We start from the raw sequence: 26,482 nt of genomic DNA, 5'->3' as shown, positions 1-26,482 counted from the left end.
AAAATCAGCACACTTGCATCAGTCTTAGCCACTTTAAGTGCGATATTTTTTGCCTCTTCTAGCTTTAGAGAAGTGGAGATAAAATCTTTAGTAGGTTTCTGGGATTTGTGGACATTTGTAGAATCTTGGGGCTTTGTGGGGTTTTGCGTGATTGTATGCACTTTATGACTTCGCTCTATGGCTTCAATGAGTGCTTCTATCTCAAAACCTTTAACAAGAAAATCTTTCACACCCAAGCGGATAGACTTAATCGCATTTTGCACAGAGGCATTACCTGTGATAACAATGGCTTCATATCGCCCATTTAGCTCTTGCAAAAAGCTTAGTCCGTCCATTTGGGGCATATTAATATCAGTAATCACGAGATGAAAACTATCATCAAGCTTTTTTAGGGCATCTTTTGGATTCTTAAAACTTACAATCTCATATTGCGGATAGTCTTCAAAGGCTGTCTCTAAGGACTTTCTATAATTAATATCATCTTCTATAATGGCAATTTTCATCTCTCCCCCTTGGCTAAAATATACATCACTATGCTTTTATCAACAAGCTTTGCCCTAATCCTTGTTGGAGCTATCTCAAGGCTGACTTTTGAGCTTATGGCGTTATTCCTACCTTTTGTGCTTTCACGCACATTCACTTCATATCCATACAAACACTCAAGCACCTGCTCTTTTTCCTGCTTTAAAACAGATGAGATGAAATAGGGCATATCGTCCATTATAAGATATCTACTCGCATCAATCTCACACTCCTTTGTGATATGATACCCGCTCTTTTCTTGCATTACTTGCGACACGCGGTAACGCTCACGCTGGGCTAGATTATCTTGACTAACAACTTTGTATGAAATAAGCAACTCAACTTCTAGCCCATCAAGTCGCTCATTATATGGAAGTAAATCAAGCTTATTTGCCCCAAAGACGCAAACATAAGCCCCAAGCATAAGCCAAGCTACAAGTTTATAACGCATAGAATCTCCCATTCTCGCACTAATCTTCTTGTGTTAATCCCTCTTCTTCATCATCTTCTTTTGGCTCTTTGGGGCAGACATTGGCGTAAGCGACTTTATCATTACCAACATTGACAATTTTCACGCCACTTGTATTACGCCCTGCTTCGCGTATGGCTTCGGTATCTACGCGTATCATTTTGCCCGAGCTTGTCAGCACCATTAAATCCATATTTTCATCATTGATATTGACCACACTCACAAGTTTGCCCGTTTTTGGAGTAAGCTTCATTACAATCACACCCTTACCTGCACGCGATTGTAGCCTATACTCTCCTGCCAGTGTTTGCTTACCAATGCCCTGCTCACTCACGGTTAAAAGCTTATCTGTATCGCTTGTGATTGTCGTTGCCGCAATGACGCAATCTTCACTTGCCTTAAACTTAATGCCCGTTACCCCGCGACCCACCCGTCCAATCTCTCGCAATTCATCAATACCAAAGCGGATACACATACCCTGCTGTGTAGCGATAAATAGCTCTTTGACACTTGAGCCTACGATATGTGCGGTTACTAGCTCATCATTCTCATCAAGGTTAATCGCCCTTACCCCCACACTGCGGATATTGCTGTATTCTTTGAGATTTGTGCGTTTGACAATACCATTTTTAGTGAAAAACACAAGCGATTTGTCATCATTAAAATCAGTCGTTGTGATAGTTGCCATAATCTTTTCATCAGGGGAGAGATTAATAAGATTCACAACTGCCTTGCCAATGGCTGTGCGACCCGCTTCTGGAATCTTATAGACTTTGAGCCAATAGAGCTGTCCTTTATTAGTAACAAACATAATCGTATCGTGCGTATTTGCCACAAAGAAAGATTCAATAAAGTCATCTTCGTGCGTATTCCCGCTAACCTTACCTTTACCACCACGATTTTGCTTTTCATAAGTTTTAAGTAGCACTCGCTTGACATAGCCGCGATGACTCATTGTTACCACAACTTTTTCATTTGGGATTAAATCCTCTATATCAATGCTGTCATAGTCCTCTTCAATCTGTGTTTTGCGTTTGGAGCTAAACTTTTCTTTTATCTCTAAAAGCTCATCTTTTACGATACTTTTTAGCTTTTCTTCACTTTTAAGGATAGATTCTAAATATGCGATTTGTTCTTGTAACTCGGCATATTCCGCATTAATCTTATCTCGCTCTAACCCTGTCAAGCGTTGCAAACGCATTTCAAGTATGGCTTTAGCTTGTAGCTCACTTAAACTAAACTTCTCTACTAACGCATTTTTTGCTTCTTCTGTATCTTTTGACGCACGAATAATGCGGATAATCTCATCAATATTATCAAGGGCTATGATTAAGCCCTCCAAAATATGTGCTCTAGCCTTAGCCTTTTCAAGCTCAAAAATACTTCGGCGGATAATAATCGTCTTGCGATGAGCAATAAAAATCTGCAATAGCTCAAGGAGATTAAAAATCTTTGGCTCTTTGTTATTAATTGCAAGAAGTATGATTCCAAAGGTGCTTTCCATTGTGGTGGATTTAAAAAGATGATTAAGCACTATTTCGCTCATCGCATCGCGTTTTAGCTCAATGACTACGCGTATCCCTTCCCTATCGCTTTCATCTCGCACTTCTGCAATGCCTTCTATAATCTTTTCTTTAGCAAGTTCGGATATTTGCTCCACAAGCTTGGCTTTATTGACTTGATAAGGCACTTCATCAATGACAATCACATCTTTTGTCTTTGTTTTTTCAATATGCACCTTTGCACGCACACGGATTCTACCTCGCCCAGTGCGGTAAGCCTCTAAGATTCCCATCTTGCCATAGATAATCCCACCTGTTGGAAAATCCGGTCCTTGCACAAGTTCAAGCACATCATCAACATTTTGCGTGTTGTTATCAATCACAAAAATAAGTGCGTCAATAATCTCATCAATGCGGTGTGGCGGGATAGAAGTCGCCATACCCACAGCAATACCACTTGAGCCATTTACAAGCAAATTTGGGATTCTACTAGGCAGGACATCTGGCTCACTTAGCGTATTATCATAGTTTGGCACAAACTCCACCGTGTCCTTATCAATATCGCGTAGCATTTCTTCACTCGCACTTGTCATACGTGCTTCAGTATAACGCATAGCCGCCGCACCATCACCATCAATGGAGCCAAAGTTCCCCTGCCCATCTACAAGCTCAAGTCGCATAGAAAAGTCCTGTGCCATACGCACAAGTGCATCATACACGGCTGTATCGCCGTGTGGGTGGTATTTACCAATCACATCGCCAACAATCCTAGCACTTTTCTTATAAGGGCGACGGGGAGAGAGGCTTAGCTCATTCATTGCATATAAGATTCTCCTATGCACCGGCTTTAGTCCATCTTTAGCATCTGGTAATGCCCGCCCCACAATAACACTCATTGAATAATCAAGATAACTCTCCTTAATAGAATCATCAATCTTTACTTCCACACTTTTATCTTCTAGTAGGCTATCCATTCTCTCTCCAAAACGATTTTTTACAAAGTGATTTTTAAAGGTAGGATTCTAGCCCAAATTGACTAAAAATAGGCTTACTCCTAAGCAAAAAGAACTATAATAACCCATTTATCTTTTCCCAAAGGTTTGTTATGGATAGTATAGAAAAAATCGTTCTTCTTTGCCTTATGGGCTTTTTTGGTGCAATCACACCCGGACCTGATATTTTACTCACACTCAAAACAACTCTTCGGTATGGAATTTTGCAAGGATTTAAAGTGCTTTTTGGCATAGCAAGTGGGTGGTTTTTGTATCTAGGGATTATTTATGTGGGGCTAAGCCATTGGCTTAATACCCCCATTATTCAGCTTATCCTTAGCTTTGTTGGTGGAGGCTATTTGCTCTATCTTGCTTTTGCTATGCTAAATGCCACGCCCTACACACTAGATTCTACGCACAATGTCAAAAAAGATGGCTTTTTGCAGGGCTTAATCCTTAATGTCTCTAATCCTAAGGCTATTTTGTTTTTTATCTTTTTGGTTACACCTTTTGTTGATGAAAATATCAAACTTGGACTTGTGGCATTGTGGTGTTCGCTTTTTGCCGCTTTTGTTTTTGTGATTTTGAGTGCAAACATAGCAAGAAGTTACATTAATGCAAAGACTTTTTATGTGATTGATAGAATCTGTGGCGTTTTATTTGCTATTTTTGCGTGGCTTTTGTGCTTTGAATGTGGAGAGATTGTTGCTACATTATTGCTTTAATTTCACGAGATTCTATAACAAGATTCTAGGGCTAGATCTACCACAGCCGCAATTCTGTATTTGTCTTTTTATACAGACTATCGCCCTTTCCATCAAGGTCATATTCCACCGCAAAACCATATTTTATATCCGTAACACCTGATTTTTTAATGCGGATATTCTCATAAGTATCAGTTGGGATTTTTAAGCTCCCCACAGATGCATTTGAACGCGGTGGAATCTTTTTGCTCACTTCCGCTTCGCTGATTAAATCTCCATTGATATACAATGCAATGTAATTAATAGTAGCAAACTTATCGCTTGTATTGTTAATGCTGATATTCACGCTTCCTTGCCCAAGATTAAATGAAGAGGCATTGAGCGTAATATCAGCATTTTTAATACTCACAGCAGGCAGAGAGCGAGTAGCTAAAATATAACGCGCAGGTGTATCGCCCTTATGATTTTCCGCATACATATCCGCACCATTAGAAAGTAAAAGGCTTATCATTTCAGGATTCTTTTTCATCACTGCATAATGCAGGGGCGTATTTCCCAAATGCTCATCGGCAACTTTGACTTTAGCCCCCTTGCTAATCAATGCTTTAGCAAATTTGAGATTATTCAAAGCCACAACCTTAAGCAATGGTGTCTCGCCGTGAGAGACTGCATTGACATCAGCTCCGCGTTCAATCAAAAGATATAAAATCTCTAGATTCCCTTTCCTTGCCGCATCATAAAGCGGTGTGCTTCCACGCAGTCTAGCTTCAATGTCAGCCCCAAGATTTATGCCCTTACGCACCTCTGTGTAGTCATTGCTAAAAAGCAAATAATTATATCTATCATTTGCCCCATAGCTTAGACTTACAATAATGGCTAATATTGCTAAGTAGATTCTCATTTTTGCTCCTTTTATTTTCTCTCTATATTTATCTCAAGCTTGTCCCGCAGGATTCAAATGCTTTTTGCTTAAAGCTTTAATCTTTTGATAGATAGAATCAAAATCCATTCCATAAGTGCGAGTATCAGCTATGCTTGTAATAAAATTTGTATCGCCTACATATCGTGGCACAAAATGTATATGTAAATGCTCTGGGATTCCAGCTCCACCTGCTTTTTTGATATTTATCCCCATATTTACCCCTTGTGCACCATACTCATACAGCACAGACATCGCCTTATGTGAAAGTGTGTGTAGATGAAGCCACACTTCAAGAGGCAATTTCTCTGGGGAATCGCAATGGGACAAAGGCAAAAGCATAAAATGCCCGGGTGTGTAGGGGTAAAGATTCATAACACCAAAGACAAAATCATCACGATAGATTACACGATTTTTCTCATCATCTTGCGGATTGTTGGCAATATGGCAAAACACGCACCCCTCAATGCAAGAGCCAAAATATTCACTCCTCCAAGGTGCGTAGATTCTATCCATTCTTTACCCCTTACATACAGAATCTTGCAAAATCTTACAGAATCTCAAATATAGCTTGGTGCGTCATTACTAAACAGCACCAAATCATGCGGTTGAGAGCAGGATTTCAGCATATCTTCAAGCATAGACTTATCTTTAATAATAATTTTTTGCGTGTTGTGTATGTTATCAGCAAGTGTCCTAGCATTCAACTCTCCCGTGATAATCGCAATATCAAAGACTTCATCAATGGCTTTTGCAAGTTCAATATTTGCCTCCTTTGTGCTTTCCACAATGCCGGGTGTTACGATGATCTTGCGTCCTTCATAGAGTGAAGAAAGCCTTATAGCTTCCTTCATACCCTTAAGATTCCCATTAAAGCCATCATCAATAATGAGCTTTTGATTTGTTTGAATCTTATTGAGCCTATGCGGGATTGGCTCAATCCTTTTCACCGCTTTTTGAATCTCCTCCACCCTAAGCCCAAGCTCAACCCCCATATAAATCGCCGCACTTAGATTCACAACATTAAACTGCCCTAGCACCATTGTGTCAAAGCGATGCCATTCATTTTTAATAAATAGATCAAAGCTTGTGCCTTCAAGGTTTGCCTCTACATTTCGCACATTTTCAGGAAAATATGTGATTTTTTTAGCAAGGGCATTATCAAGATTCTGCGGTTTTAGATTATCTTTAAACACAAAAGCTTTTTTGAGCCTTTTGCTTTGCAATAACTCAAATTTTGTCTCAACAATATTTTCTAAACTTTTAAAATACTCTAAATGCTGCTCCCCTACTTCGCCTATCACAGCATAATGCGGATTAATAAACTCACTAATCAAAGCAATATCACCTTTCAAACGCGCCCCAGCTTCAGTGATGTAAATCTCTGTGGTGTAATCAAGGTTATTATTAATATCAGCCACAATGCCTGTGTGCGTATTGACACTACGCGGCGTGGCATACACACGATACTTTTCTTTTAGAATCTGTGTGAGAAAGTTTTTCATACTCGTTTTGCCATAGCTCCCTGTTACGCCGATGATAATAAGACGCGACATAATATCAAGCTTCTCTTTCGCAAGGACGATGTAGCGATTAAGCAAAACATTTTCATATATTTTTGAAATCACACTCGCAAAGATGAGAGGCATTAAATCAAGCAATCCACTCTCAATATCAAGCATATAGCACAAAGATTCATTTAAAGCCATAAAGATAAAAAAGATCACAAAAAATTTCACAACACGAGGCGTGAAATTAAGCCTTTTATCAAGCTTTATAGCCCAAACCACAAGAGCGATAAAATACACCAAGCTCAAACTCACAAGGATATAATCACCCCAAGGGCTAAGCACAAAAAATCCGCCAACATAAACAACCAAGGGAAGAATAAAATAATACAAATGCCAAGAGCGTTTATGGTGCATAAACAGCACTCTTTTAAAACTATAATTATACCACTGCAAATTCGTCATTCCATAATATGCTAGACATAGTGCAAATGCCCATTGTGCTATCGTATCAATGATTTGCATATCCATTATTTTCTCCTTATCTTAGAATCTCAAAACTATCAAATTCTGCCTTCGCAACATCACTTACTTCTATATGCGACACTTCACTTTTAATCGTGCCAACACTCAAAATCTCATAGAGTTTTTGTAAATCTTCCTTGCTTCCTTGTGCGACAACACGCACACTGCCATCGCTAAGGTTACACACATAGCCACTTATTTTCATCTCTTCTTCATTAATTACATCAACCTTTGCTTTCACAAAACGGCGGAATCCCACACCCTGCACCTTGCCAAAAACTAAAAACTGCCTACTTTGTTTCACACTTGCTCCTATATAATCGCTCCACTTCCAAACCTTGCTTTAAAAAAAAGTAGTGATCACCTTGCATTGGAAAAAATCTACTTTGCTTTATTAAACCTGCGATTTTCTCTCCACAAAAAAGCGGTGTAGCCTTATCAGATTCTCCCCAAAAAATACTCGCTACCCCGCCATACGAGCTAAACTCCCCTGAAAAATCCTCATCAACGACATTTTTAAAAGTTTGATACATTCCTTCATTCATCGCACTTACATCGCTTGAGCGGAATACCTTGCCTATACTCCTAAGCCCTAGTTTTCCCATTATCTTAGTTAAAGCGATTTTAAAACGCACTTTCAAAGGCTTTGGCACGATGATTCCAGCAGATGAGAGTAAAATCATCTCTTTTGGCTGACACAAAGTCGCTACCTTACCGCCAAAGCTATGCCCTACAATCACGCATTCACTCGCTTCTATTTTAGCCACTTCCCGCATAAACTTCTGTATTATATTGGCATAATCCTGCGTATGTAAAGGCTTCTCATTAGGGCTATTGCCAAAGCCGGGCATATCTACATAAATATGACAAAACTCCCTAAAACACTTGCTAAAGGCAATTTTCATCAAGTCTTTATTACTCCCCCAGCCGTGTAAAAATAGCATCATAGGCGGTGAATCTTGAGATTCTAAAGAGCAAGATTCTAAATTTGGCTTTATTATCTCATAGCTTATATCAAAGATATTCCCCTGATACTCTATCCGCCTTTGTGCCATAGATTACTTTCCTTTTGCGTGATGAATGCGTTCAATATATTTATAGCTTACCTTGATAGAATGTTTTTTTGGCAAATTATGAGCCAAAGATTCAAGCACACAAGCAAAATCTTCAAATAAATAATTCGCCATAGACCCCGGAATGGGATTAATCTCATTCAAATACACTTCATTATCAATCACAAAAAAATCACAACGGATCAACGCCCCCTCAAAAGCGTTTTCATAAAGTTTGGCAAAATTTTGCTGAATCTGCTTTTCAAGCTCTTGGCTAATATCAGCTTTCAAAACCTGTGCTGTGCGAGAAAAGTCCAAATATTTATTTTCAAAATCTAGCATTTCTTTCTTACTTGGCTCTTCTACGATAGAGAATCTAAACTCATCACCTATCTTGCACCCAGCCAAATTATATTCTTTCACACCGCTTTTAAAGCACTCCACCACAATACTATCATCATACTCAAATGCTAAATCTTTAGCATATTCTAGCTCATCTTCTTTATTTACTACACTTACACCTATGGAGCTTCCAAGGCGAGATGGCTTTAAAATCAAAGGATAGGGCAAAGTGGGATTAGGGCTATTGCGAGTGAGTATCTCATGATCTAACACTTTCACGCCCCTTGATTGTGCGTAAATCTTTGTCAAAGCCTTGTTAAAACTCATCACACTAGATTCTATACGCGGACCAATAAAAGGAATATGATAAAAATCAAGCAACGCACTCATACTGCCATCTTCTCCATCTGCTCCGTGTATAAGGCTAATAAGCGTATTTGGGATAATCGCCTTAAAGCCAAAAAGAGATTTTTTTACAAATGAACTCCTTTGCAAAAAAATCTCTGTGCATTTTTTATACTCCCCTGAACTAAAAGTTTTAGACTTCATTAGCGTTGCGGGAATAAGGTAGAATCTATGCAAAGAATCTAAAAAAATAAAATTTGATATTCTCTCCCCTAGCACCTTTTTTAACGCCACCGCACTCACAATGCTAATCTCGTGCTCAAAGCTCACGCCACCAAAGATTACATCAAATTTCATTTTTTTCCTTTTGTTTTTTATATTTTTTATCACGCTCTAATTCCAAGGCTAGATATTTGCCCGTATAACTGCCACTTTTTGAATGATTTTTGACAATCTGCTCCACAGAGCCACTATCCACGACTTTGCCGCCCCCTGCTCCACCTTCTGGACCAATATCAAGGATATAATCCGCATTTTTAATCATATCTAAATTATGTTCAATAACAATAACAGAATTGCCCAAATCCACCAAATGATGTAGCACCTTTGTAAGTCTATCCACATCGGCAAAATGTAATCCCGTGGTTGGCTCATCAAGCACATAGAGTGTTTTGCCTGTGTCCTTGCGACTAAGCTCTTTTGCAAGTTTTATCCTTTGAGCTTCCCCACCGCTTAGTGTAATGGCATTCTGCCCTAGTGTAATATAGCCTAGCCCCACATCTTGCAAAGTTTGCAAACGCGAAGCAATCTTTGGCACTTTAGCAAAAAATTCCAACGCAGATTCAACACTCATACTTAACACATCAGCGATATTCTTGCCCTTATAGGTAATCTCAAGCGTTTGGGGATTGTATTTCGCCCCTTGGCACATATCACATTTCACCATAATATCTGGCAAAAAGTGCATTTCAATCTTAATCTCCCCTTCCCCTTGGCATTTCTCACATCGCCCACCTTTGACATTAAAGCTAAATCGCCCCGCCCCATAGCCGCGAATCTTAGATTCTTTAACCTCAGCAAACAAAGAGCGTATATCGTCCATAAGATGCGTGTAAGTGGCTGGATTACTACGCGGAGTGCGTCCAATAGGGCTTTGATCTAAATAAATGACTTTGTCTAAATGCTCTAAGCCCACAATCTCAACGCCATCGCATTTTTGCACTTTTTTAGCATTGTTTAAAAGCTCTTGTGCCACAGGCAAAAGCGTTTGTAAAATAAGAGAGCTTTTTCCGCTCCCACTCACCCCCGTTACGCACACAAACTGCGATAATGGAATCTTGGTGCTAAGTGAGTGAATATTATTAATGCTGACATTTTTGATACCTAGCCAATGCGTAGTCTTCCGTTTATGCGGATACTCAATAATCCGCTCTCCTTTGACATACTCCGCTGTCAGCGTGTGAGATTCTAATAATGCCTTAACATCACCGCTAAAGACAACTTCCCCTCCACGCAGTCCCGCTTCTGGTCCAATATCTACAATATAATCCGCATTTAAAATCGTCTCTTTGTCGTGTTCTACCACAATAACACTATTGCCCTTTTCCTGCAAACTCCGCAAGGTTTTAATAAGCCGCAAGGTATCTCGCTCGTGCAGTCCAATGCTAGGCTCATCAAGCACATACATCACGCCTGTAAGCCCACTGCCGATTTGACTAGCAATGCGAATGCGTTGAGATTCTCCCCCGCTAATGCTTCTTGCATCACGCCCCAAACTCAAATAGCCTAGCCCCACATCATAGAGAAAAAATAACCTTTCTCTTATCTCTTTTAAAATAGGCTCTGCGATGAAGCTTTTTTGAGAATCTAAATAGGCAAAATGTGAGCTATCATTAAAAAACTCATACACCTTTTCAATAGGCAGACTGATAATATCCCCTATACCAAACCCTGCAACTTTTACGCTTAAAGATTCAGGCTTTAGGCGATGTCCATTACATTTTTGACACACCTTTTCTGTTGTATAATCGCCTAGCTCTTTATCATCTTTAAACATATCATACGCAATTTGCAAAATCCCCTTCCAAGGACGCTTTAATTTACTTGAACGCCAAGTGATTTCCACTTCCTCTTCTCGCCCATAAAGGAGTATGCTTTGTTGTGTGCTGCTTAGCTCTTCAAAACTTGAATCTGGATTAATCTTAGCACTCTTACACAGAGCATAAAAAAGCTCGGCATAATAGTTGCGATTAAAGCCAAAAATGATTTTTATCCCACCTTTATTGAGTGGTTGAGATTTATCTAAAATCTTTTTAATATCAATAGCATACTTTGCCCCAAGCCCAGAGCAGTCCTCACACGCACCCTTTGGCGAGTTAAAAGAAAAGCCAAGTGGCTCTAGCTCTTCAAAGCTCACTTTACATTTAAAACACGCAAAATGCTCTGAATAATGCAAGATTTTTTTCTCACTCACAAGCTCTACTTCCACCTCGCCATAAGATTCTTTCAACGCCTTTTCCACACCTTGTGCGATGCGTGATGTATTCTCATCTGTGTTTGTTACCCTATCAATGACAACCTTAATCGTGTGCTTTTTATGCTTGGCAAGTTCAATTTCCTCATCAAGCCGCACCATCACACCATCTACCATTGCGCGGACATAGCCCTTTTGCCGCAAAGATTCTATTTTATCAGCAAAACTGCCCTTTTTCTCTTTCACAATGGGTGCTAGAAGTATGAGCCTTGAATCTTTAGGCAAAGAGAGAATCTGCTCAATAATATCCGTTTGACTCATTTGCGAAATAGATTCACCACATAAATGACAATGCTGAATCCCAACCCTCGCATACAGCAAACGCAAATAATCATAAATCTCTGTAATCGTGCCAACCGTGGAGCGTGGATTTTTACTTGTAGTTTTTTGATCAATGGCAATAGCAGGTGTTAGCCCTTCAATCTTATCAACATTTGGCTTCCCCACCTTATCCAAAAACTGCCGAGCATAGCTTGAAAGCGATTCTATATATCGCCTTTGCCCTTCAGCATAAAGCGTGTCAAATGCTAGAGTTGATTTACCAGAGCCTGAAAGCCCGGTAAAAACAACAAGCTGATTTTTAGGGATACTCAAATTGATGTTTTTAAGATTATTTTCCCTTGCCCCTGTGATGTGAATATAATCATTTTTCAAAAATTATCCTTAGATTCTATACATTTACAATCTTTACACCAAGACACGCAGGAATTGCTTCAAGCTCATTAATTGCCTCATTTGGCACATCTGAATCCACAAGAATAACCGCCATTGCCTCTTTATTTTGCCTAGCAAGGCGAAAATCGGCAATATTGACCTTATAATTCCCCAAAATACTTCCAACAAGCCCCACAACGCCCGGCACATCGGTATTTTTGAAAAATATCATCTTGCCCTTTGGCTCAATGTCAAACTGAAATTGGTTAATAGAAGTAATACGCAAATGCCTATCTTCAAATACCGCTCCGCTTAAGCTAATGCTCTCATTTTGTGTGCTAAGCGTGATAGAAATGTGATTTTTATAAGTCTCACTTTGCTTTTTACAAATTGTCTTTAGCTCAATACCCCGCTCTTTAGCCACAAATGGGGCATTGACATAGTTTATCTTATCGCCCAAACTTGCATTTAATGCCCCTACAAGCCCAAAGGTTTGCAATGAATCTGCATACTCGCTTATCTCGCCTTGTGTCTCTATGGCAATGGAAGTAATCACGCCCTTATTTGCCTGCACGGCTAAGAATCCAAGCTTTTGCATAAGCTCAAGGTAGGGCTTTACCATTTTTGGCAGCTCATTTTCTTTAACCGGGAGATTAAGTGCATTTGGATAGCTTGAGCCTCTTGCTGCTTCAATGGCAGCTTGTGCGGCTTGAATGGCGATTTGCTCTTGGGATTCTAAAGTATTAGCCCCGATATGTGGCGTTACATACACATTTGGCAGATTAAGCAAGGCATTATCAATAGCCGGTTCTTTGTCAAACACATCAATCCCAGCCCATTTAATCTTGCCAGATTCTAATCCCGCATACAAATCCTTTTCATTATATAGCCCACCCCTAGCACAATTTATTAAAATCACGCCATCTTTCATTTTTTCAATTTGCTTGGAGGTAATCATATTTTTTGTTTCAGCATTTTTAGGCGTGTGGATTGTGATAATATCACAGGAGAGAATCTCATCAAAATTTGTCGTGTAATTGACACCTAAATCCGTAGCCTTTGAAGGCAGGATATAAGGATCATACGCTAAGACTTCCATTTCAAAAGCCTTCGCCCTAATACTTACGCGACTACCGATATTCCCAAAGCCGATGATTCCTAGCTTTTTACCTTTGAGTTCAATACCATACCAATCTTCACGCTTCCATTTTCTTTCATTCTTAAGCTGTGTGTTGGCTCCGGGGAAGTTACGCACAGCGTTAATCAAATGTGCCATTGTAAGCTCTACTGCCGCAATAGTATTTGCCGTAGGCACATTCATCACAACAATACCCTTGCGTGAGCAGCCATCAATATCCACATTATCTACGCCCACACCAGCACGCACAACTGCCCGTATCTGCCCAGAAGATTCTAAAAACTTCTCATCAACATCAGTTGAACTTCGCGTAATCACAACATCAGCATTTGCGATTTTACCAAGTAGCTCATCTTTTGGAATAAAAGCGAGATTCTCCATTTCAACATCATTTTGAGCCAAAAGCAAATCAAGGCCACTTTGATGAATATGATCACACACAATGATTTTATACTTCATAACACACTCCTTTTGTTTTGATTACTGCACACTGAAACTAAGACGATAGTATTTTAAATCCGTCAAAAGCTTTTCATACATGGCCTCATCTGTCAAAAATACCATAAGCTTAAGGTTATCTCCTGACTTATAATAGGCAGATTCTATATTGTTTTGTCGCAACACCTGCTTCACACAAGCAAATTTATACTCATCTAAATCATTAATGCTAATTGAAGAAGGCATACCGCGTTTAGAATCTGCATCCGCAAAATCAAACCGCACACTTAGCTCCGTAGCTGGATACGCATAAGGCAACTCGTCACTATCAGCCAGTGAGCTAAGCCAACTTTCATCTTGCTTCATCTCATTTGTGCTAGTCTTTGGAAACTCAACAGGTTGAGTTTGAGGGTTTGGGGCAACAGAGATTCTATCAAAATACAACACACCATAAATTGCCCCACTCAAAACCGCTAAAAGCCCTGCAATAAATGCTAGCTTTTTCATTGCCTATTTATCTCCTAAAGGCGATTTTTAAGCTTATCGCCAAGTGTAATTTTCTCTTCAGCATTAAAAGCCTTGAGCGTTTCCTTTTCTTTTTGTCGCTCAAGTCGCTTGATAGACGCTCTTACTTTGTTATTCTCTTCATCAATATGAGTGATAACACACTCTATCTCTTGCCCTGAAACAATCTCATCTTTTTTAAGCGGATAAATATCATCATTGCGGATAAGGGCTTCCATCTCATCAATCTTCACAAACACGCCAAAATCTTTCACATCAATGACTTTTGCATTTACAACATCATCAACCTTATGCGTTTTTGCAAACTCTTTAGCCGGAGAATGATCTAGAAGTTTTTTAGAGAGAGAGATACGCTCATTTTCCTTATCAATCTTAATGATTTTTACCTCAATCTCATCGCCAACTTTAAATTCATTCTTACATTTTAACTCTTTATCCCAAAACGCATCTTCATTATGCAATAATCCATCAACGCCATCAAGCTTTACAAAAGCTCCAAAATCAGTTAGCGTAGCGATTTTACCCTTGATAACCTCGCCCACTTGGTGCGTTTTGGCAAACTTAGCAAAAGGCTTATCAAGCAAACGCTTCAATGACACACGCAGTCTTTTACTCTCTGTGTCAATCTCAATAATCTCAACATCAATCTCTTGTCCCACGCTCAAATATTGCGAAGGGTGCTTGATATTCTTATCCCAAGAAATTTCAGAGATATGCAAGAATCCTTCAATATCATTTCCCAAATCTACAAATGCCCCATACGCTTCAATATTGCTTACACTCACCTTAATCGCATAGCCTACTTCAAGCTCTTTTTCTATCTCTTTCCAAGGGTCATCACCTAAGGCTTTCATAGAGAGTGAAAGTCTGCGTTTTTTCTCATCATAGCCTAGCACTTTGACAACAACAGCATCGCCCTCTTTAAAGTTCTTTGCCGGATTCACAGGTCCCTTATGGCTAAGCTCTGTGTAATGCACCAATCCCTCAATCCCACCAATATCAACAAAAATACCAAAAGGAGCAATCTTAGCCACTACGCCATTTTGCACACCATCATTTTCAAGGAACTTACTACTCATATTTTGACGATTCACATCATCAAGCTCAAAAAATCTCTTGCGTGAAACCACAATAGAATTATTCTCTTTATCAAGATTCACAATCGCTACTTTGTAAGTTTTACCAATAGCCTTATCATCTTCGCGCACAGCAGAATCTCGGCGTGGCATAAACACATCTACACCATCATATTCCAAAATAAAGCCACCCTTATTTTTCTTAATAACTTTTGCTTCAATGACTTTATCCTTATAATCATCTGCTAACTCCGCGATTTTCTCAACAATCTTGTGCATTTTCAACGCCTTTTTATAAGACGCACTTGGTCTGCCTCGCCCAGAAGTTACAAATACCTCAATCTTATCGCCCTTGTTAAAAAGCAGTTTTCCATTCTCATCTTGAATCTCACTTAGTCGCAGCGAAGCCTCTATCTTTTCATTCGGCACAGCCACCATAGCATATTCATCATTTATCGCTACAATCTCGCCTGTCTGCATTGCTCCACTTACAACCCTACGCTCACTTGCCTCAAGCATAGCCGCAAAATCTTCTTCGCCTTCCAAGACTACATTATCCAAATTTACTAACATTGACGCCCTTTACCTTTTTAAAATTAAAATCCGCTTATTCTACCAAAGCAAACCTTGCCATAGCTTAAGAATGGCATTGTGTTATAAAAGATTCTTAAATTTGTTCTATTTTTGCCACAACATTTTGAATAATCCAATCCGGAGTAGAAGCTCCCGCACTCACTCCACATAGTTTCTTATTTTCAAACCACGCCCTTTCTAACTCATTTTCATCTTCTACCAAATAGCTATTCTCACAATATTTTTGTGCGATTTTTAAAAGCTGCTTTGTGTTTGAGGAGTTTTTCCCCCCAACGATAATCATCACATCTACTTCTCTGCTTAGTTCATCAACCGCAGATTGATTATCAAAAGTCGCATTGCAAATAGTATTAAACACGCGGCATTCATTCACTTTTGTTGCTAAAAACGCCGTAATCTCGCCAAAAAGCTTAGGTTGCTTTGTTGTTTGGGATACAAGGGCTACTTTTTTCTTAAACTTCACATTTTCTAGCTCTTCCACACTCCCTGCGATAATCACATCTTCACCATAACTCGCCACACCCATTACTTCTGGGTGATTACTATCGCCAAAAATCACAATTTGATAGCCCTCATTTGACATCTTTTCCACAATATTTTGTGGCTTTGTTACAAAGGGGCAGGTTGCATCAACGATATGAATCTGCTGATTTTTTAAAGTCTCTAAATCACCCTTTGTAATGCCGTGCGTGCGGACAATGATACTTTGAAATTGTTGAGCTTGATTTAAAGTTTCACTTAAACTTACATTAAAATCTTTCTGCAGTCGCTCTATCTCTTTGGCATTATGAATAAGCGGACCAAAAGTCGTGGCGTGTTTGTTTTTTTCAGCAATATTAATAGCTCTTTTTACACCAAAACAAAATCCGTATTTTTTCGCAAGTTTTACTTCCATTATATATTCTCCACATCAGTAATTTGCCCTAAAAGCTCTAAAAAATTTGGAAATGACACATCAATACAAGCACTATCTTCAATCTCCCCGCCACACACAAGCTGGGCGATAGCAAAACTCATCGCAATGCGATGATCGCCAAAAGAGCTAACTCTAGCTCTTTTTAACTCCCCACCATTCACACTAAAGCCATCTTCAAATTCCTCACATTCTATTCCCATAGCACGCAAATTTGTAATAGTAGCTAGGATTCTATCACTCTCTTTTACCCTTAGCTCCTTAGCATTCCGCACTTCACTCCGCCCCTTTGCTAAAGCAAAACACACACCAAGAGCTGGAAGCTCATCAATAAGCCACGCGATATTTTTATCCACTTGAACTGCTTGTAATCGCCCCCCTTGCACTTCAATATCGCCAATCTCTTCATATAGTGAGCTTCTCACATTATAGCTCACTTTTGCCCCCATAGATTCTAGAATCTTAAAAGCCTCAATGCGCGTTTTATTGAGCAACACATTTTTTAACAGCACCTTTGATTCTAGCACACACGCCGCCACAGCGAAGAAAAACGCACTTGAAGGATCGGCTGGGACTTCAAGCTTAAAAGATTCTAATTTTTTACAAGAGCCTTCAAACTCCACCTCATAGCCATCCACCGCATTTGTCCCGCTTTGAATCTCACGCCCTTGTATTTTCACACCCATACCTTTGAGCATATTCTCCGTGTGATTGCGACTTAAAAGCGGCTCATAGAATCTGCATTTACCCTCTGTGCGTAATCCGGCTAAAATCATCGCACTTTTGACTTGAGCTGAAGCAATTTTGCTTTGATAATTAAAACTTTTTAACCTTGCTCCTTGTATGCTTAAAGGAGCGTATTTATTCTGCTCTCTCCCCCTAATATCCGCCCCAATGGCACTTAAAGGCTCAATCACTCTCCCCATAGGGCGTGCATTTAAATACTCATCACCGCTTAAGACAAAATGCCCCTTTACTCCGCTTAAAAGCCCCACATACAGCCGCATTCCTGTCCCTGCATTACCACAATCAAGCACTTGCTTTGGCTCTTGCAACCCTCCTTTTGGCGGGGTAAGGTGAAGTATATCCCCCCTTTTTTCCACCACAAGCCCTAGATTCTTAGCAATCTCTAAAGTATGCAGCGTATCCTCCCCTTCTAAAAATCCCTTTATCTCACAAGGCGCATTTGCCAAAAGGGCAAACATCGCCCCACGATGCGAGATTGACTTATCCGTGGCAATACTATCAAATTCTAGCTCAAATCTCTTTGCCGCTGCAATTTTTGTAATACGCATATATTCCCCTTAGATTCTAGATTCTATATTTTTCAGCCCATTTTTATCACATCAGCACACGCTTGAAAGCGTCTTTGCCAAGCCACCAAGCGAGGTTTCTTTATATTTGCGATTCATATCCTTGCCGGTTTGATACATTGTAGAGATAATCTCATCAAGCCCCACAATCGGCTTAGAAGTCCTACCCATCGCAATCCGCACCGCACTAATAGCCTTAATCGCCCCAAAGGCATTCCGTTCAATACAAGGCACTTGCACAAGCCCACCTACAGGATCGCAAGTCAGCCCCAAATGATGCTCCATAGCAATCTCCGCAGCATTACACGCCTTATTTGCATCTGCTCCAAGGGTTGTTGCCATAGCGGCTGCTGCCATAGAACTAGCCGAGCCAATCTCCGCTTGACACCCAGCTTCCGCACCGCTAATTGACGCATTCCTTTTATACAATGAGCCAATCAGCATAGCAGAGAGCAAAAAATCTTCAATCAATTTGTCATTAAAGCCTATGGTATGATTTTTAAGATATAAAATGACAGCAGGTATCACCGCACAAGCCCCATTTGTCGGTGCGGTAACAACCTTGCCCCCCGCAGCATTCTCTTCAGCAATAGCAATAGCATACAATGAAACATAATCAATAATCCCAAAAGGATCAGTCGTTGGTTTTAATCGCTCACTTAGCCCCTTTGCCCTGCGGTGTAAGTGTATTTTGCCGGGTAATTCTAAACTTTGTGGATTGCACCCACGATGATAAGAATCTTCCATCACCCCCCAAATCTCTTGGCAATAGCGTGAGATATGCTCTTGTGTGTGAAACTGCAACTCATACTCTAGCGATATTTGAGCGAGATTCTTATTTTTCTTTTCACAAAGCTCCAATAAATGTGAAGCATTATCAATCTCTAAGGCAAAGTGAGATTCTGCTCTAATCCCCCCTTGTAAATGAGACTCTAGCTCATCTTGTGTAGCGACAAATCCGCCACCTGTGGAATAATACACTTGAGATTCTATAATCTTAGCATTTTCATCAAAAGCGGTGATTTTTAGGGCATTTTCGTGGAGTGGCAAAAACTCTTGTGAAAAAATCAAATCCTTTTCATAGTTAAAACTTATTTGTTTTTTTCCACACAGATTTAGAATCTGCCCCTGTAAGCAGTCATTTATGATCTTATGCTGAAGCTCTGCGGTGATAGTTTGTGCTTTTAAATCGCTTAAGCCCCAAAGGATAGCCTTATCACTCAAATGCCCCCTGCCTGTCAATGACAAAGAGCCATAAAGAATAATCTCCACTCTTTTTACAGATTCTCTTTTAGAATCTACTCGCTCACAAAATAAATTCCCAGCCAACATCGGTCCAAGTGTATGAGAGCTTGAAGGACCTACACCGATTTTGAAAATGCTAAGATTGCTCATATTGCCACCCTTTAGAAGATACTAGATTCTAAAAAATCCAAAATGTCTACTGTGGAAGTATTTTTAGATAATTTCAAGGGTTGTGCAGATTCTTGTGCGAGAAGTTTATTGAGATATATGCAGTGGCAAAGCCACACTCGTGCGAAGCACTAGTCCAAACCTGCAAAATCCACACTTGCAAAATGACGACGCACAAGAATCAAACTCCCTTGAAAGCACTAAAAAGACAATGCAGATTCTACTTTCTGCTGTTTCCACGCATTATAACAATATAAAGTTTAGTTTTTGGCAATTTTAACAAAAAAGGTTTTTGTCTCTTGTGAATCTTGTAATTCAATGCTTCCATTATGTGCTACCACTATCTGCTGACACAACGCCAAGCCAAGCCCATTGCCCTTTAGCTTTGTTGTTTTAAATGGCTCAAACAAAATATTTTTATCTTTAATCCCCACGCCATTATCACTGATACTAAAGCACCAAAAATCACTCTCATCGCTAAAAGTAATACTCACTTGCCCCGCTTCACACTCCCCCGCTTCAATAGCATCAATGGCATTTGATAAGAAATTTTGTAGCACAATACTTAATAAATCAAAATCCGCTAGAATCTCACTCACATCGCCATCACAAAGCTTAAAACTAAACTCAATAGGCTTTGAATAAGTATAATACCCAACACTATCATATAAATCAGATTCAAAATCAATCAGAGCGTGAATCTGCCTATTTGGATTCACACCTTTTGTAAAAAGCAAAGTCGCATTGATGAGTCGCTCCACTCGCCAAAGTGCCTTTTTCATCTCAAACACAAGCGGTTTTATCTGCTCATCACCCCTTTTAAGTAGGCTTGAAGTCAAAAGTGAGATTGAACCGATTGGATTGCGTATCTCGTGTGCTAGATGTGCGGAGACTTGCCCCATAGAGGCTAGTCGCTCTTGTCGCTTTTGGTTAGTGATATGTGTCGCACTCATCACTTGTTTATCATTTTTTCTATTATTTTGTAAGAGATAAAACTGCCCTTCAAATTCCACCTCGTGTTCGCCTTCTTGCAGGTTGATAATACTTGGTAGCATTGATTTTAGCTTATTTGCGTGCTCATTTTGATAAAACACACTCTTATCAGATTCTAGCACCCACACCGCTTGAGGTATCAGCTCTAAAACCCACTCATACAAGGCTTTTAACGCATTAAAATCACTTTGAAGCTTTTTAAACTCCTGCTCTGTGCCATAGGTGCTTTGTATGAGTGTGGCTAAAGATTCAAGCAGGACACTTTTATCATCACTGCTTAAATGCTGTAAAATCTCTGGGCTTATGATATTTTGATTATCCATAAGGATTCTTTACTCCATTAGTTAGTTTTGTGGTGGGATTTGGCTTTACCTTGCCTTGATTTTGCTGCTCTTTTAGGAAGTTAAAAAGTAGCTCACTATACCCAAAGCTCCCGCTTAGCTCTTGGCTTAAGTTATCAATATACATTGAGTGGTAAATATCACTCCCAGCCTGTTTAGGATAAAGTGTATCATCATTTTTTATCGCTTGTTCTAACATAATCTTTAAAAGCAAAGATTCAAAATTATCTGTCTGCTCCCTTAGTTTTGCGTCCTCCCCTTGTAAATCCGCTGAATCTACACGCAATTTATTAGAATCTTTAGCTTTGTGAAAATTCATTAACGCCATAGAAGTATCTACATTCATTTTTTCACTCCTTATATCATTTTAAAACTTGATTTCAGCCTTTAGCTTCAAATCTTACATCACTTCAATATCCGCACGCAATGCACCGGATTTTTTAATATTTTCAAGGATAGAGATGATATTTTTAGGTGTCGCACCCATTTTTTGTAAAGCCTTAACAACGCTTGAAACCGTGGGCTTTGTGCCATTTACACTAGCGATTGTGCCTTGGGACTTACTCATTAAAATATCATTATCTAGCTTTGTCGCCTCTGGATCTTCTAAAATCTCATCAGAGATTTTAATCGTAATATCGCCGTGCGTTACCACCACAGGATCAATACTAATGCCAACTCCCGCTACAATCGTGCCGGTTTTCTCATCTATAATGATTTTTTCCTTGCGTGAGTAGTCTATCTCTACTTCTTCCACAAGGGCTAGAAACTCCACCATACTAAGATTCTCTGGCTTTTTAAGTTTGATAGTCCTTGCATCCACAGCCACCGCTATCGCATCAGAAAACACGCTATTAAGCGTTTGCTGAATCTTTATGGCATTTTGTAAATGTGAGCTTTTAAGGCTTAGAGTGGCATTTTCTTGATTATAAAGATTATAGTTTATCTCACGCTCCACACTCGCCCCACCTATGATTCTACCCGATAATACACTCCCACTTTCTCCCATTGTGATATTGCCTTGAGCTAGAGCATAGATATTGCCATCAACTCCGGTAAGGGGTGTCATCACAAGTGTGCCACCGCTAATAGATTTCGCATCACCGATGGAAGAGACTAAAATATCAAGCTTATCGCCCTGCCGTGCAAAAGGTGGCAAAGAAGCCGTTACCATAACCGCGGCGACATTTTTAGACTTAATATCATTTGCTGAAAGCTTGACATTGACACTTTCCAGCATATTGGCAATACTTTGCATTGTGAATTTTGATCCGCTCTTATCGCCTGTACCATTTAGCCCTATCACAAGCCCATAGCCTACAAGGCTATTATCTCTAATGCCGACAACTTGGGCGATTTGGCTTATTTTTTGCCCATATAGAGCGGAGATTCCAAACATCAGCCAAAAGGCTATAAGAACGAGTTTTATCTTGCTTAGTTTTACTTGGTTTAACCTTTGATTTAGCCTAAATTGACTTAGCTCAACCTGTCTCATTTCGCGTCCTTGCTACTTAAGATTCTATACACTTTTACATATTTTGCGAGATTTTAAAGCAATTTGCATTCCTAGAATCTAGATTCTTTCGGATTTTAATCATTTATATTGCTTTCTTGCTGTGTTTTCTTTTTTTTATTTGAATCTGCATTTACATTGTGTATATAATATCGCTAAGTAAAAACAAAAAGGAGATAAGAAAATGAGTTGGTTAGAGACTTTATTTTTAGCAGATGTGTTGAGCAGTGATAAGAAGACTGCACAAAAAAAAGATTAGAGCTTTTGTGTGGGTGTTTTTTGGTTTGATAGGATTTTTTCTTGTAGCAACCTTTCTAATGATGCCTTCATCTTCGGAAGCAAAGAGATAGGAAGCTTTAGAAATTATTTTTAGAGAACATAATTATGCCTAAAACACTGCAAGATGGCATTAAAACAGAAAATATGGATAAAGCAATTAGTGAGGAAATAGCCCTTTTAAAGGAGAAGCAAAATCCTCTATATGAGGACTTGATTTTGATGCAAGAAAACTACCACAAATTTCTTGCAAATAATGGTAAGCTGTGTGAAGAACACAAAAACACCCAGTCTAACAACAAGTATCTCGAGGGGCTTGATGACATAAAGCAGCAAACAAAAAAATGACAAAGTTTCTGTATGGCAAATTAAAAATCCTTATCATATATCTATCCAATCAATGATTGATATTTCACAAGGAAAGAATGCGGAATTAGAGTTGCCATCACTAGAAACAATTAAGGAATGTGTCAAACAAAACTAAAACGCTTTCCCCATTCCACCAGTTTTATTTGCACCAATAACAAGCCCACCTTGTTTATTTCTTTTCATTAGTCCATTAGCTTGGGCTGATAAGCTTAAATCAAAACAGATAAAATCTTTGCTACTATCTGCATAAAACCACAAAATATTTTTTAGGATTCTATTAAGGCTTGAAGTAAAAGAAATGGTCGGAGTAGCGGGATTCAAACCCACGACCTCACCCACCCCAAGGGTGCGCGCTAATCAGGCTGCGCTATACTCCGCCAAAAGAAGCAAAGGCGGCATTATATCAAATTTTGTTAATATACCTAAACAGACTGATACATTTAAGCAATTAAACAACGCTGTGTAGAATCTACCTAAATCAATAATCGCACATAGTTTTGGGAGTAAAAAAGTAACTCTTTTTTAATATTTGTAAAGTATTTTTTAACCAAACATACTGATTTTTAGAATCTATACACTACAATCGCACACAAATTACAACAACAAAAAGGAACAAGATGAGTCATTCTGTCTTTGAACATCCATATTTTGGCGTTTTTGTGCTGTTTGTGCTGACAAGTGTTGCTTTTACACTCACACTAAGACTGCAACGCATTATCTCAAGAAAAATGGCAAAAAAGGATAGGGAAAAGCTCAAACTCTCAACCTACGAGTGCGGTCCTACCCCAAATAAGCAGCAAAATAGAATCTCCACGCACTTTTTTATCCTTGCCCTGCTTTTTATCCTTTTTGATATTGAAGTGATTTTTATGATTCCTTCGGCGATAGATTTTAAATATTTCACATACATTGGGCTTGGGAATTTTGTGTTTTTTGAAATGTTAAGCTTTATTGCCTTTTTGGTTGTAGGATTTATCTACGCGTGGAAGAAAGGAGCGTTATCGTGGCAGAGCATCAAGTAAATTATACACAAAGTGCGGGACTTCCCATCGCCCTTAGCAGTGTGGATAAGCTACTGAATTGGGGGAGAAGCAATTCACTTTGGGGGCTTACTTATGGCTTGGCGTGCTGTGCGATTGAGATGATGGCGACAGGTGGCAGCCGCTTTGATTTAGATAGATTCGGGACAATCTTTCGTGCTTCGCCTAGACAGGCGGATTTGATGATTATATCAGGGACGGTAACAAAAAAACACGCCGAGTTTGTCCGCCGACTTTACGACCAAATGCCCGAGCCAAAGTGGGTCATCTCTATGGGGAGCTGTGCCAATACGGGCGGAATGTTTAATACTTATTCAACCGTTCAAGGGGTGGATAGGATTATCCCCGTTGATATTTACCTGCCCGGCTGTGCGCCTAGACCAGAGACTTTGCAATACGCAGTTATGGTACTTCAGCAAAAAATCCGCAAACAAAAAGCTATCCCGCAAATCAAACCAAAGCGACTTGTATGAAAGCCAAATACACAAGAGGTGCAAAATGATACGACAAAATCCCCCTAAGGCTAACGCACAAAAAAGCATATATTACACAAACCGCTTTGATGTAATGCCGACTTCGCCAATGCTCCCTTTAGGTGAGTTTGAATCTTTTCTTCAAGCCCTGCATACACCTATCACACAAAGCTATATCCAAAATGATCTCATCACACTTTGGGTAGAATCCACACAGATTCTACCACTCATTAAAGAGCTATACGCTTTGGGCTATGATTTTTTAACAGAGATGAGTGCGATTGATAAGCTAGAGGAAAATAATGAATTTGAGCTTTTTTACCTGCTTCTTAAGCTTGAGGATACAAGCTCTAAGCGTCTTAAAATAAAAACAAAAATCAAAAAAGGGGAACATATCACTTCGCTCACACCACTCTTTAAAAGTGCGAATTGGAGCGAGAGAGAGTGCTTTGATATGTTTGGGATTATCTTTGATGGACACCCCTATTTACAAAGGCTACTTATGCCAAAAGATTGGGTAGGACACCCCTTGCTTAAAAGTTACCCTTTGCAAGGTGATGAATATGCTGCGTGGTATGAAGTGGATAAAATCTTTGGCAAGGAATACCGAGAAATTATTGGAGCAGAGCAACGCGATAGTGCAAGGATTGATAGAAATGATGATAAAAACTTCTCTGCCATTAGTTTTGAATCTCGCTATCAAGAATCTAAAGCTCCAGCCCTGCTGAAATCCTTTAAGTCAAGCAAGGAATTGAAGGAACGCCGATGAAGCAAAACTACACCAAACTTAAACCAAACTTTGAAAATATCTTTTTTGAACAAGAAAATGACAAAATGGTGATCAATTTTGGACCACAGCACCCTTCAGCTCACGGACAGCTCCGCCTTATCCTTGAGCTAGAAAATGAAAAAATCATCAAAGCTACACCCGATATTGGCTATCTTCATCGTGGTATTGAAAAAATGGCTGAAAATATGATTTACAATGAGTTTATGCCAACAACCGATAGGCTAGACTACATTGCTGCTACAAGTAACAACTACGCCTTTGCTCTAGGGGTTGAAAAGCTTATAGGCGTGGAAGTGCCACTGCGTGCTAAAGTTATTCGCACGATGCTTTTAGAGATTAATCGCATAATCTCGCATATTTTCTTCCTTGGCGTTCACGGTATGGATGTTGGGGCGTTGTCCATCTTTTTGTATTGCTTTATTGAGCGTGAATATGGACTTGATTTGATGGAGGATTATTGCGGGGCTAGGCTTACGCATAATGCTATCCGCATAGGCGGTGTGCCACTTGATTTGCCACATAATTTTTTACAAAGTGTGGAAAGATTTACCCAAAGCGTGCCTAAAACGCTTGATCTTGTGCGTGGATTGCTTGATAAAAATAGAATCTGGCGTATAAGGCTTGAAGATGTGGGTGTAGTCTCACAAGATTTTATTAAGCAGTGGGGCTTAAGTGGGATTATGGCACGAGGCAGTGGGATTAAGTGGGATATTCGCAAACATAATCCTTATGAGCTTTATAATGAGCTTGATTTTGAAGTGCCTGTGGCAAATGAGGGCGATTGCTATGCGCGTTATCAACTCTATATTGAAGAGATTTATGAATCTATTAAGATTCTTAAGCAGCTTATGACTATGTATCCAAGCACACCAAGTGAGATAATGGCAAAAGATGCCCGCTATATTTCTGCACCAAAAGAAGATATTATGACGCAAAATTATTCTTTAATGCAGCATTTTGTGCTTGTTACACAAGGTATGCGTCCGCCTGTTGGGGAAGTGTATGTCCCAACTGAATCTCCAAAAGGGGAGCTAGGATTTTTTATCAACTCTCAAGGAATGCCCTCTCCGCATAGGCTCAAAATCCGCACACCGAGCTTCTATCACACAGGAGCGTTACAAGAGCTTTTAGTAGGACATTATGTCGCGGATATTCCAACAATTATTGGTTCAACAAATATCGTATTTGGCGAAGTGGATAGGTAAAAGGA

General features: G+C 39.5%; 26 protein-coding genes and 1 tRNA gene. 6 read left to right on the top strand and 21 right to left on the bottom strand.

What is annotated here, in order from left to right; all coding sequences use genetic code 11:
- From HCCG_RS05010 to gyrA, 3 genes are all read right to left on the bottom strand, one after another.
- A partial coding sequence (locus tag HCCG_RS05010) for a response regulator (protein ID WP_002956351.1) occupies positions 1 to 503 on the bottom strand: 503 nt, incomplete at its 3' end.
- A complete protein-coding gene (locus HCCG_RS05005; RefSeq protein WP_002956350.1) occupies positions 500 to 973 on the bottom strand; it encodes a hypothetical protein in 474 nt (157 codons plus the stop codon). The genes HCCG_RS05005 and HCCG_RS05010, both read right to left, overlap by 4 nt.
- A 19-nt stretch (positions 974 to 992) precedes the next feature.
- Positions 993 to 3,467 carry a DNA topoisomerase (ATP-hydrolyzing) subunit A gene (gyrA, locus tag HCCG_RS05000; protein WP_002956349.1) on the bottom strand — a complete coding sequence of 825 codons (2,475 nt, stop codon included), beginning with the start codon at positions 3,465 to 3,467 and terminating at the stop codon, positions 993 to 995.
- Positions 3,468 to 3,598: 131 nt separating this feature from the next.
- Here gyrA and HCCG_RS04995 point away from each other — a divergent pair, with 131 nt between their 5' ends.
- Positions 3,599 to 4,210 carry a LysE family translocator gene (locus tag HCCG_RS04995; protein WP_002956348.1) on the top strand — a complete coding sequence of 204 codons (612 nt, stop codon included), beginning with the start codon at positions 3,599 to 3,601 and terminating at the stop codon, positions 4,208 to 4,210.
- Between the two features lie 37 nt (positions 4,211 to 4,247).
- Here the strand turns inward: HCCG_RS04995 and HCCG_RS04990 are convergent, their stop codons facing one another.
- The 16 genes from HCCG_RS04990 to HCCG_RS04915 form a co-directional block, all read right to left on the bottom strand.
- Positions 4,248 to 5,090 carry an ankyrin repeat domain-containing protein gene (locus HCCG_RS04990; RefSeq protein WP_002956347.1) on the bottom strand — a complete coding sequence of 281 codons (843 nt, stop codon included), beginning with the start codon at positions 5,088 to 5,090 and terminating at the stop codon, positions 4,248 to 4,250.
- A 33-nt stretch (positions 5,091 to 5,123) separates the two neighbouring features.
- On the bottom strand, positions 5,124 to 5,624 hold the full coding sequence (locus HCCG_RS04985; RefSeq protein ID WP_002956346.1) for an HIT family protein: 501 nt from the start codon (positions 5,622 to 5,624) through the stop codon (positions 5,124 to 5,126).
- Positions 5,625 to 5,668: 44 nt separating this feature from the next.
- Positions 5,669 to 7,147 carry a Mur ligase family protein gene (locus HCCG_RS04980; RefSeq protein ID WP_015453346.1) on the bottom strand — a complete coding sequence of 493 codons (1,479 nt, stop codon included), beginning with the start codon at positions 7,145 to 7,147 and terminating at the stop codon, positions 5,669 to 5,671.
- A 10-nt stretch (positions 7,148 to 7,157) separates the two neighbouring features.
- On the bottom strand, positions 7,158 to 7,445 hold the full coding sequence (locus tag HCCG_RS04975; protein WP_014666936.1) for an acylphosphatase: 288 nt from the start codon (positions 7,443 to 7,445) through the stop codon (positions 7,158 to 7,160).
- Positions 7,432 to 8,196: an alpha/beta fold hydrolase gene (locus tag HCCG_RS04970; RefSeq protein WP_002956344.1), complete on the bottom strand. Its 765-nt coding sequence runs from the start codon at positions 8,194 to 8,196 to the stop codon at positions 7,432 to 7,434. The genes HCCG_RS04975 and HCCG_RS04970 overlap by 14 nt, the downstream gene beginning before the upstream one ends.
- Positions 8,197 to 8,199: 3 nt before the next feature.
- A complete protein-coding gene (locus HCCG_RS04965) occupies positions 8,200 to 9,237 on the bottom strand; it encodes a D-alanine--D-alanine ligase (protein ID WP_002956343.1) in 1,038 nt (345 codons plus the stop codon).
- Entirely contained in the window at positions 9,227 to 12,067 is a 2,841-nt protein-coding gene (uvrA, locus tag HCCG_RS04960) for an excinuclease ABC subunit UvrA (RefSeq protein WP_002956342.1), read from the bottom strand. Before uvrA ends, HCCG_RS04965 begins: the two co-directional genes overlap by 11 nt.
- A gap of 16 nt (positions 12,068 to 12,083) precedes the next feature.
- Positions 12,084 to 13,664 (bottom strand): phosphoglycerate dehydrogenase, encoded by a 1,581-nt coding sequence (gene serA / locus HCCG_RS04955; protein WP_002956341.1) that lies wholly within the window; start codon positions 13,662 to 13,664, stop codon positions 12,084 to 12,086.
- A 21-nt stretch (positions 13,665 to 13,685) separates the two neighbouring features.
- Positions 13,686 to 14,150 carry a hypothetical protein gene (locus HCCG_RS04950; protein WP_002956340.1) on the bottom strand — a complete coding sequence of 155 codons (465 nt, stop codon included), beginning with the start codon at positions 14,148 to 14,150 and terminating at the stop codon, positions 13,686 to 13,688.
- Between the two features lie 14 nt (positions 14,151 to 14,164).
- On the bottom strand, positions 14,165 to 15,817 hold the full coding sequence (locus tag HCCG_RS04945; protein ID WP_002956339.1) for a 30S ribosomal protein S1: 1,653 nt from the start codon (positions 15,815 to 15,817) through the stop codon (positions 14,165 to 14,167).
- A gap of 94 nt (positions 15,818 to 15,911) precedes the next feature.
- Entirely contained in the window at positions 15,912 to 16,733 is an 822-nt protein-coding gene (locus HCCG_RS04940; protein ID WP_002956337.1) for a 4-hydroxy-3-methylbut-2-enyl diphosphate reductase, read from the bottom strand.
- Positions 16,733 to 18,046: a 3-phosphoshikimate 1-carboxyvinyltransferase gene (gene aroA / locus HCCG_RS04935; RefSeq protein WP_002956336.1), complete on the bottom strand. Its 1,314-nt coding sequence runs from the start codon at positions 18,044 to 18,046 to the stop codon at positions 16,733 to 16,735. Before aroA ends, HCCG_RS04940 begins: the two co-directional genes overlap by 1 nt.
- 51 nt (positions 18,047 to 18,097) lie before the next feature.
- The gene (locus HCCG_RS04930; RefSeq protein ID WP_002956335.1) at positions 18,098 to 19,459 is read right to left on the bottom strand and encodes an L-serine ammonia-lyase; all 1,362 of its coding nucleotides are present in this window, start codon (positions 19,457 to 19,459) and stop codon (positions 18,098 to 18,100) included.
- 278 nt (positions 19,460 to 19,737) lie between these two features.
- Complete coding sequence (locus HCCG_RS04925) at positions 19,738 to 20,793, bottom strand: sensor histidine kinase (protein ID WP_002956332.1); 1,056 nt, start codon at positions 20,791 to 20,793, stop codon at positions 19,738 to 19,740.
- Entirely contained in the window at positions 20,786 to 21,157 is a 372-nt protein-coding gene (locus tag HCCG_RS04920) for a hypothetical protein (RefSeq protein WP_002956331.1), read from the bottom strand. Before HCCG_RS04920 ends, HCCG_RS04925 begins: the two co-directional genes overlap by 8 nt.
- 54 nt (positions 21,158 to 21,211) lie before the next feature.
- Complete coding sequence (locus tag HCCG_RS04915; RefSeq protein WP_172583201.1) at positions 21,212 to 22,225, bottom strand: flagellar basal body P-ring protein FlgI; 1,014 nt, start codon at positions 22,223 to 22,225, stop codon at positions 21,212 to 21,214.
- A gap of 483 nt (positions 22,226 to 22,708) precedes the next feature.
- Between HCCG_RS04915 and HCCG_RS12520 the strand changes: the two genes are divergently transcribed.
- Positions 22,709 to 22,948 carry a hypothetical protein gene (locus tag HCCG_RS12520; RefSeq protein ID WP_002956329.1) on the top strand — a complete coding sequence of 80 codons (240 nt, stop codon included), beginning with the start codon at positions 22,709 to 22,711 and terminating at the stop codon, positions 22,946 to 22,948.
- A 132-nt stretch (positions 22,949 to 23,080) separates the two neighbouring features.
- Here HCCG_RS12520 and HCCG_RS11675 read toward each other — a convergent pair whose 3' ends face one another.
- Together HCCG_RS11675 and HCCG_RS04900 are read right to left on the bottom strand one after the other, a co-directional pair.
- A complete protein-coding gene (locus tag HCCG_RS11675) occupies positions 23,081 to 23,296 on the bottom strand; it encodes a hypothetical protein (protein ID WP_230197905.1) in 216 nt (71 codons plus the stop codon).
- Positions 23,269 to 23,346 (bottom strand) — tRNA-Pro (locus HCCG_RS04900). Before HCCG_RS04900 ends, HCCG_RS11675 begins: the two co-directional genes overlap by 28 nt.
- A 240-nt stretch (positions 23,347 to 23,586) precedes the next feature.
- On the opposite strand from HCCG_RS04900, the gene HCCG_RS04895 reads away from it, so the two are divergent.
- The 4 genes from HCCG_RS04895 to nuoD are packed head-to-tail and all read left to right on the top strand — an operon-like array spanning position 23,587 to position 26,477.
- Positions 23,587 to 23,991 (top strand): NAD(P)H-quinone oxidoreductase subunit 3, encoded by a 405-nt coding sequence (locus HCCG_RS04895; protein ID WP_002956328.1) that lies wholly within the window; start codon positions 23,587 to 23,589, stop codon positions 23,989 to 23,991.
- Positions 23,973 to 24,482: a NuoB/complex I 20 kDa subunit family protein gene (locus tag HCCG_RS04890; RefSeq protein WP_002956327.1), complete on the top strand. Its 510-nt coding sequence runs from the start codon at positions 23,973 to 23,975 to the stop codon at positions 24,480 to 24,482. Before HCCG_RS04895 ends, HCCG_RS04890 begins: the two co-directional genes overlap by 19 nt.
- A gap of 25 nt (positions 24,483 to 24,507) precedes the next feature.
- The gene (locus HCCG_RS04885) at positions 24,508 to 25,251 is read left to right on the top strand and encodes an NADH-quinone oxidoreductase subunit C (RefSeq protein ID WP_015453343.1); all 744 of its coding nucleotides are present in this window, start codon (positions 24,508 to 24,510) and stop codon (positions 25,249 to 25,251) included.
- Positions 25,248 to 26,477 (top strand): NADH dehydrogenase (quinone) subunit D, encoded by a 1,230-nt coding sequence (gene nuoD, locus HCCG_RS04880; protein ID WP_002956325.1) that lies wholly within the window; start codon positions 25,248 to 25,250, stop codon positions 26,475 to 26,477. The genes HCCG_RS04885 and nuoD overlap by 4 nt, the downstream gene beginning before the upstream one ends.
- The last annotated feature ends 5 nt before the right edge of the window (positions 26,478 to 26,482 follow it).

Source organism: Helicobacter cinaedi CCUG 18818 = ATCC BAA-847 (assembly GCF_000155475.1).
Lineage (GTDB): Bacteria > Campylobacterota > Campylobacteria > Campylobacterales > Helicobacteraceae > Helicobacter_C > Helicobacter_C cinaedi.
Note: the sequence above shows the minus strand (reverse complement) of the source record. Positions and strands in the feature narration are given on the sequence as shown.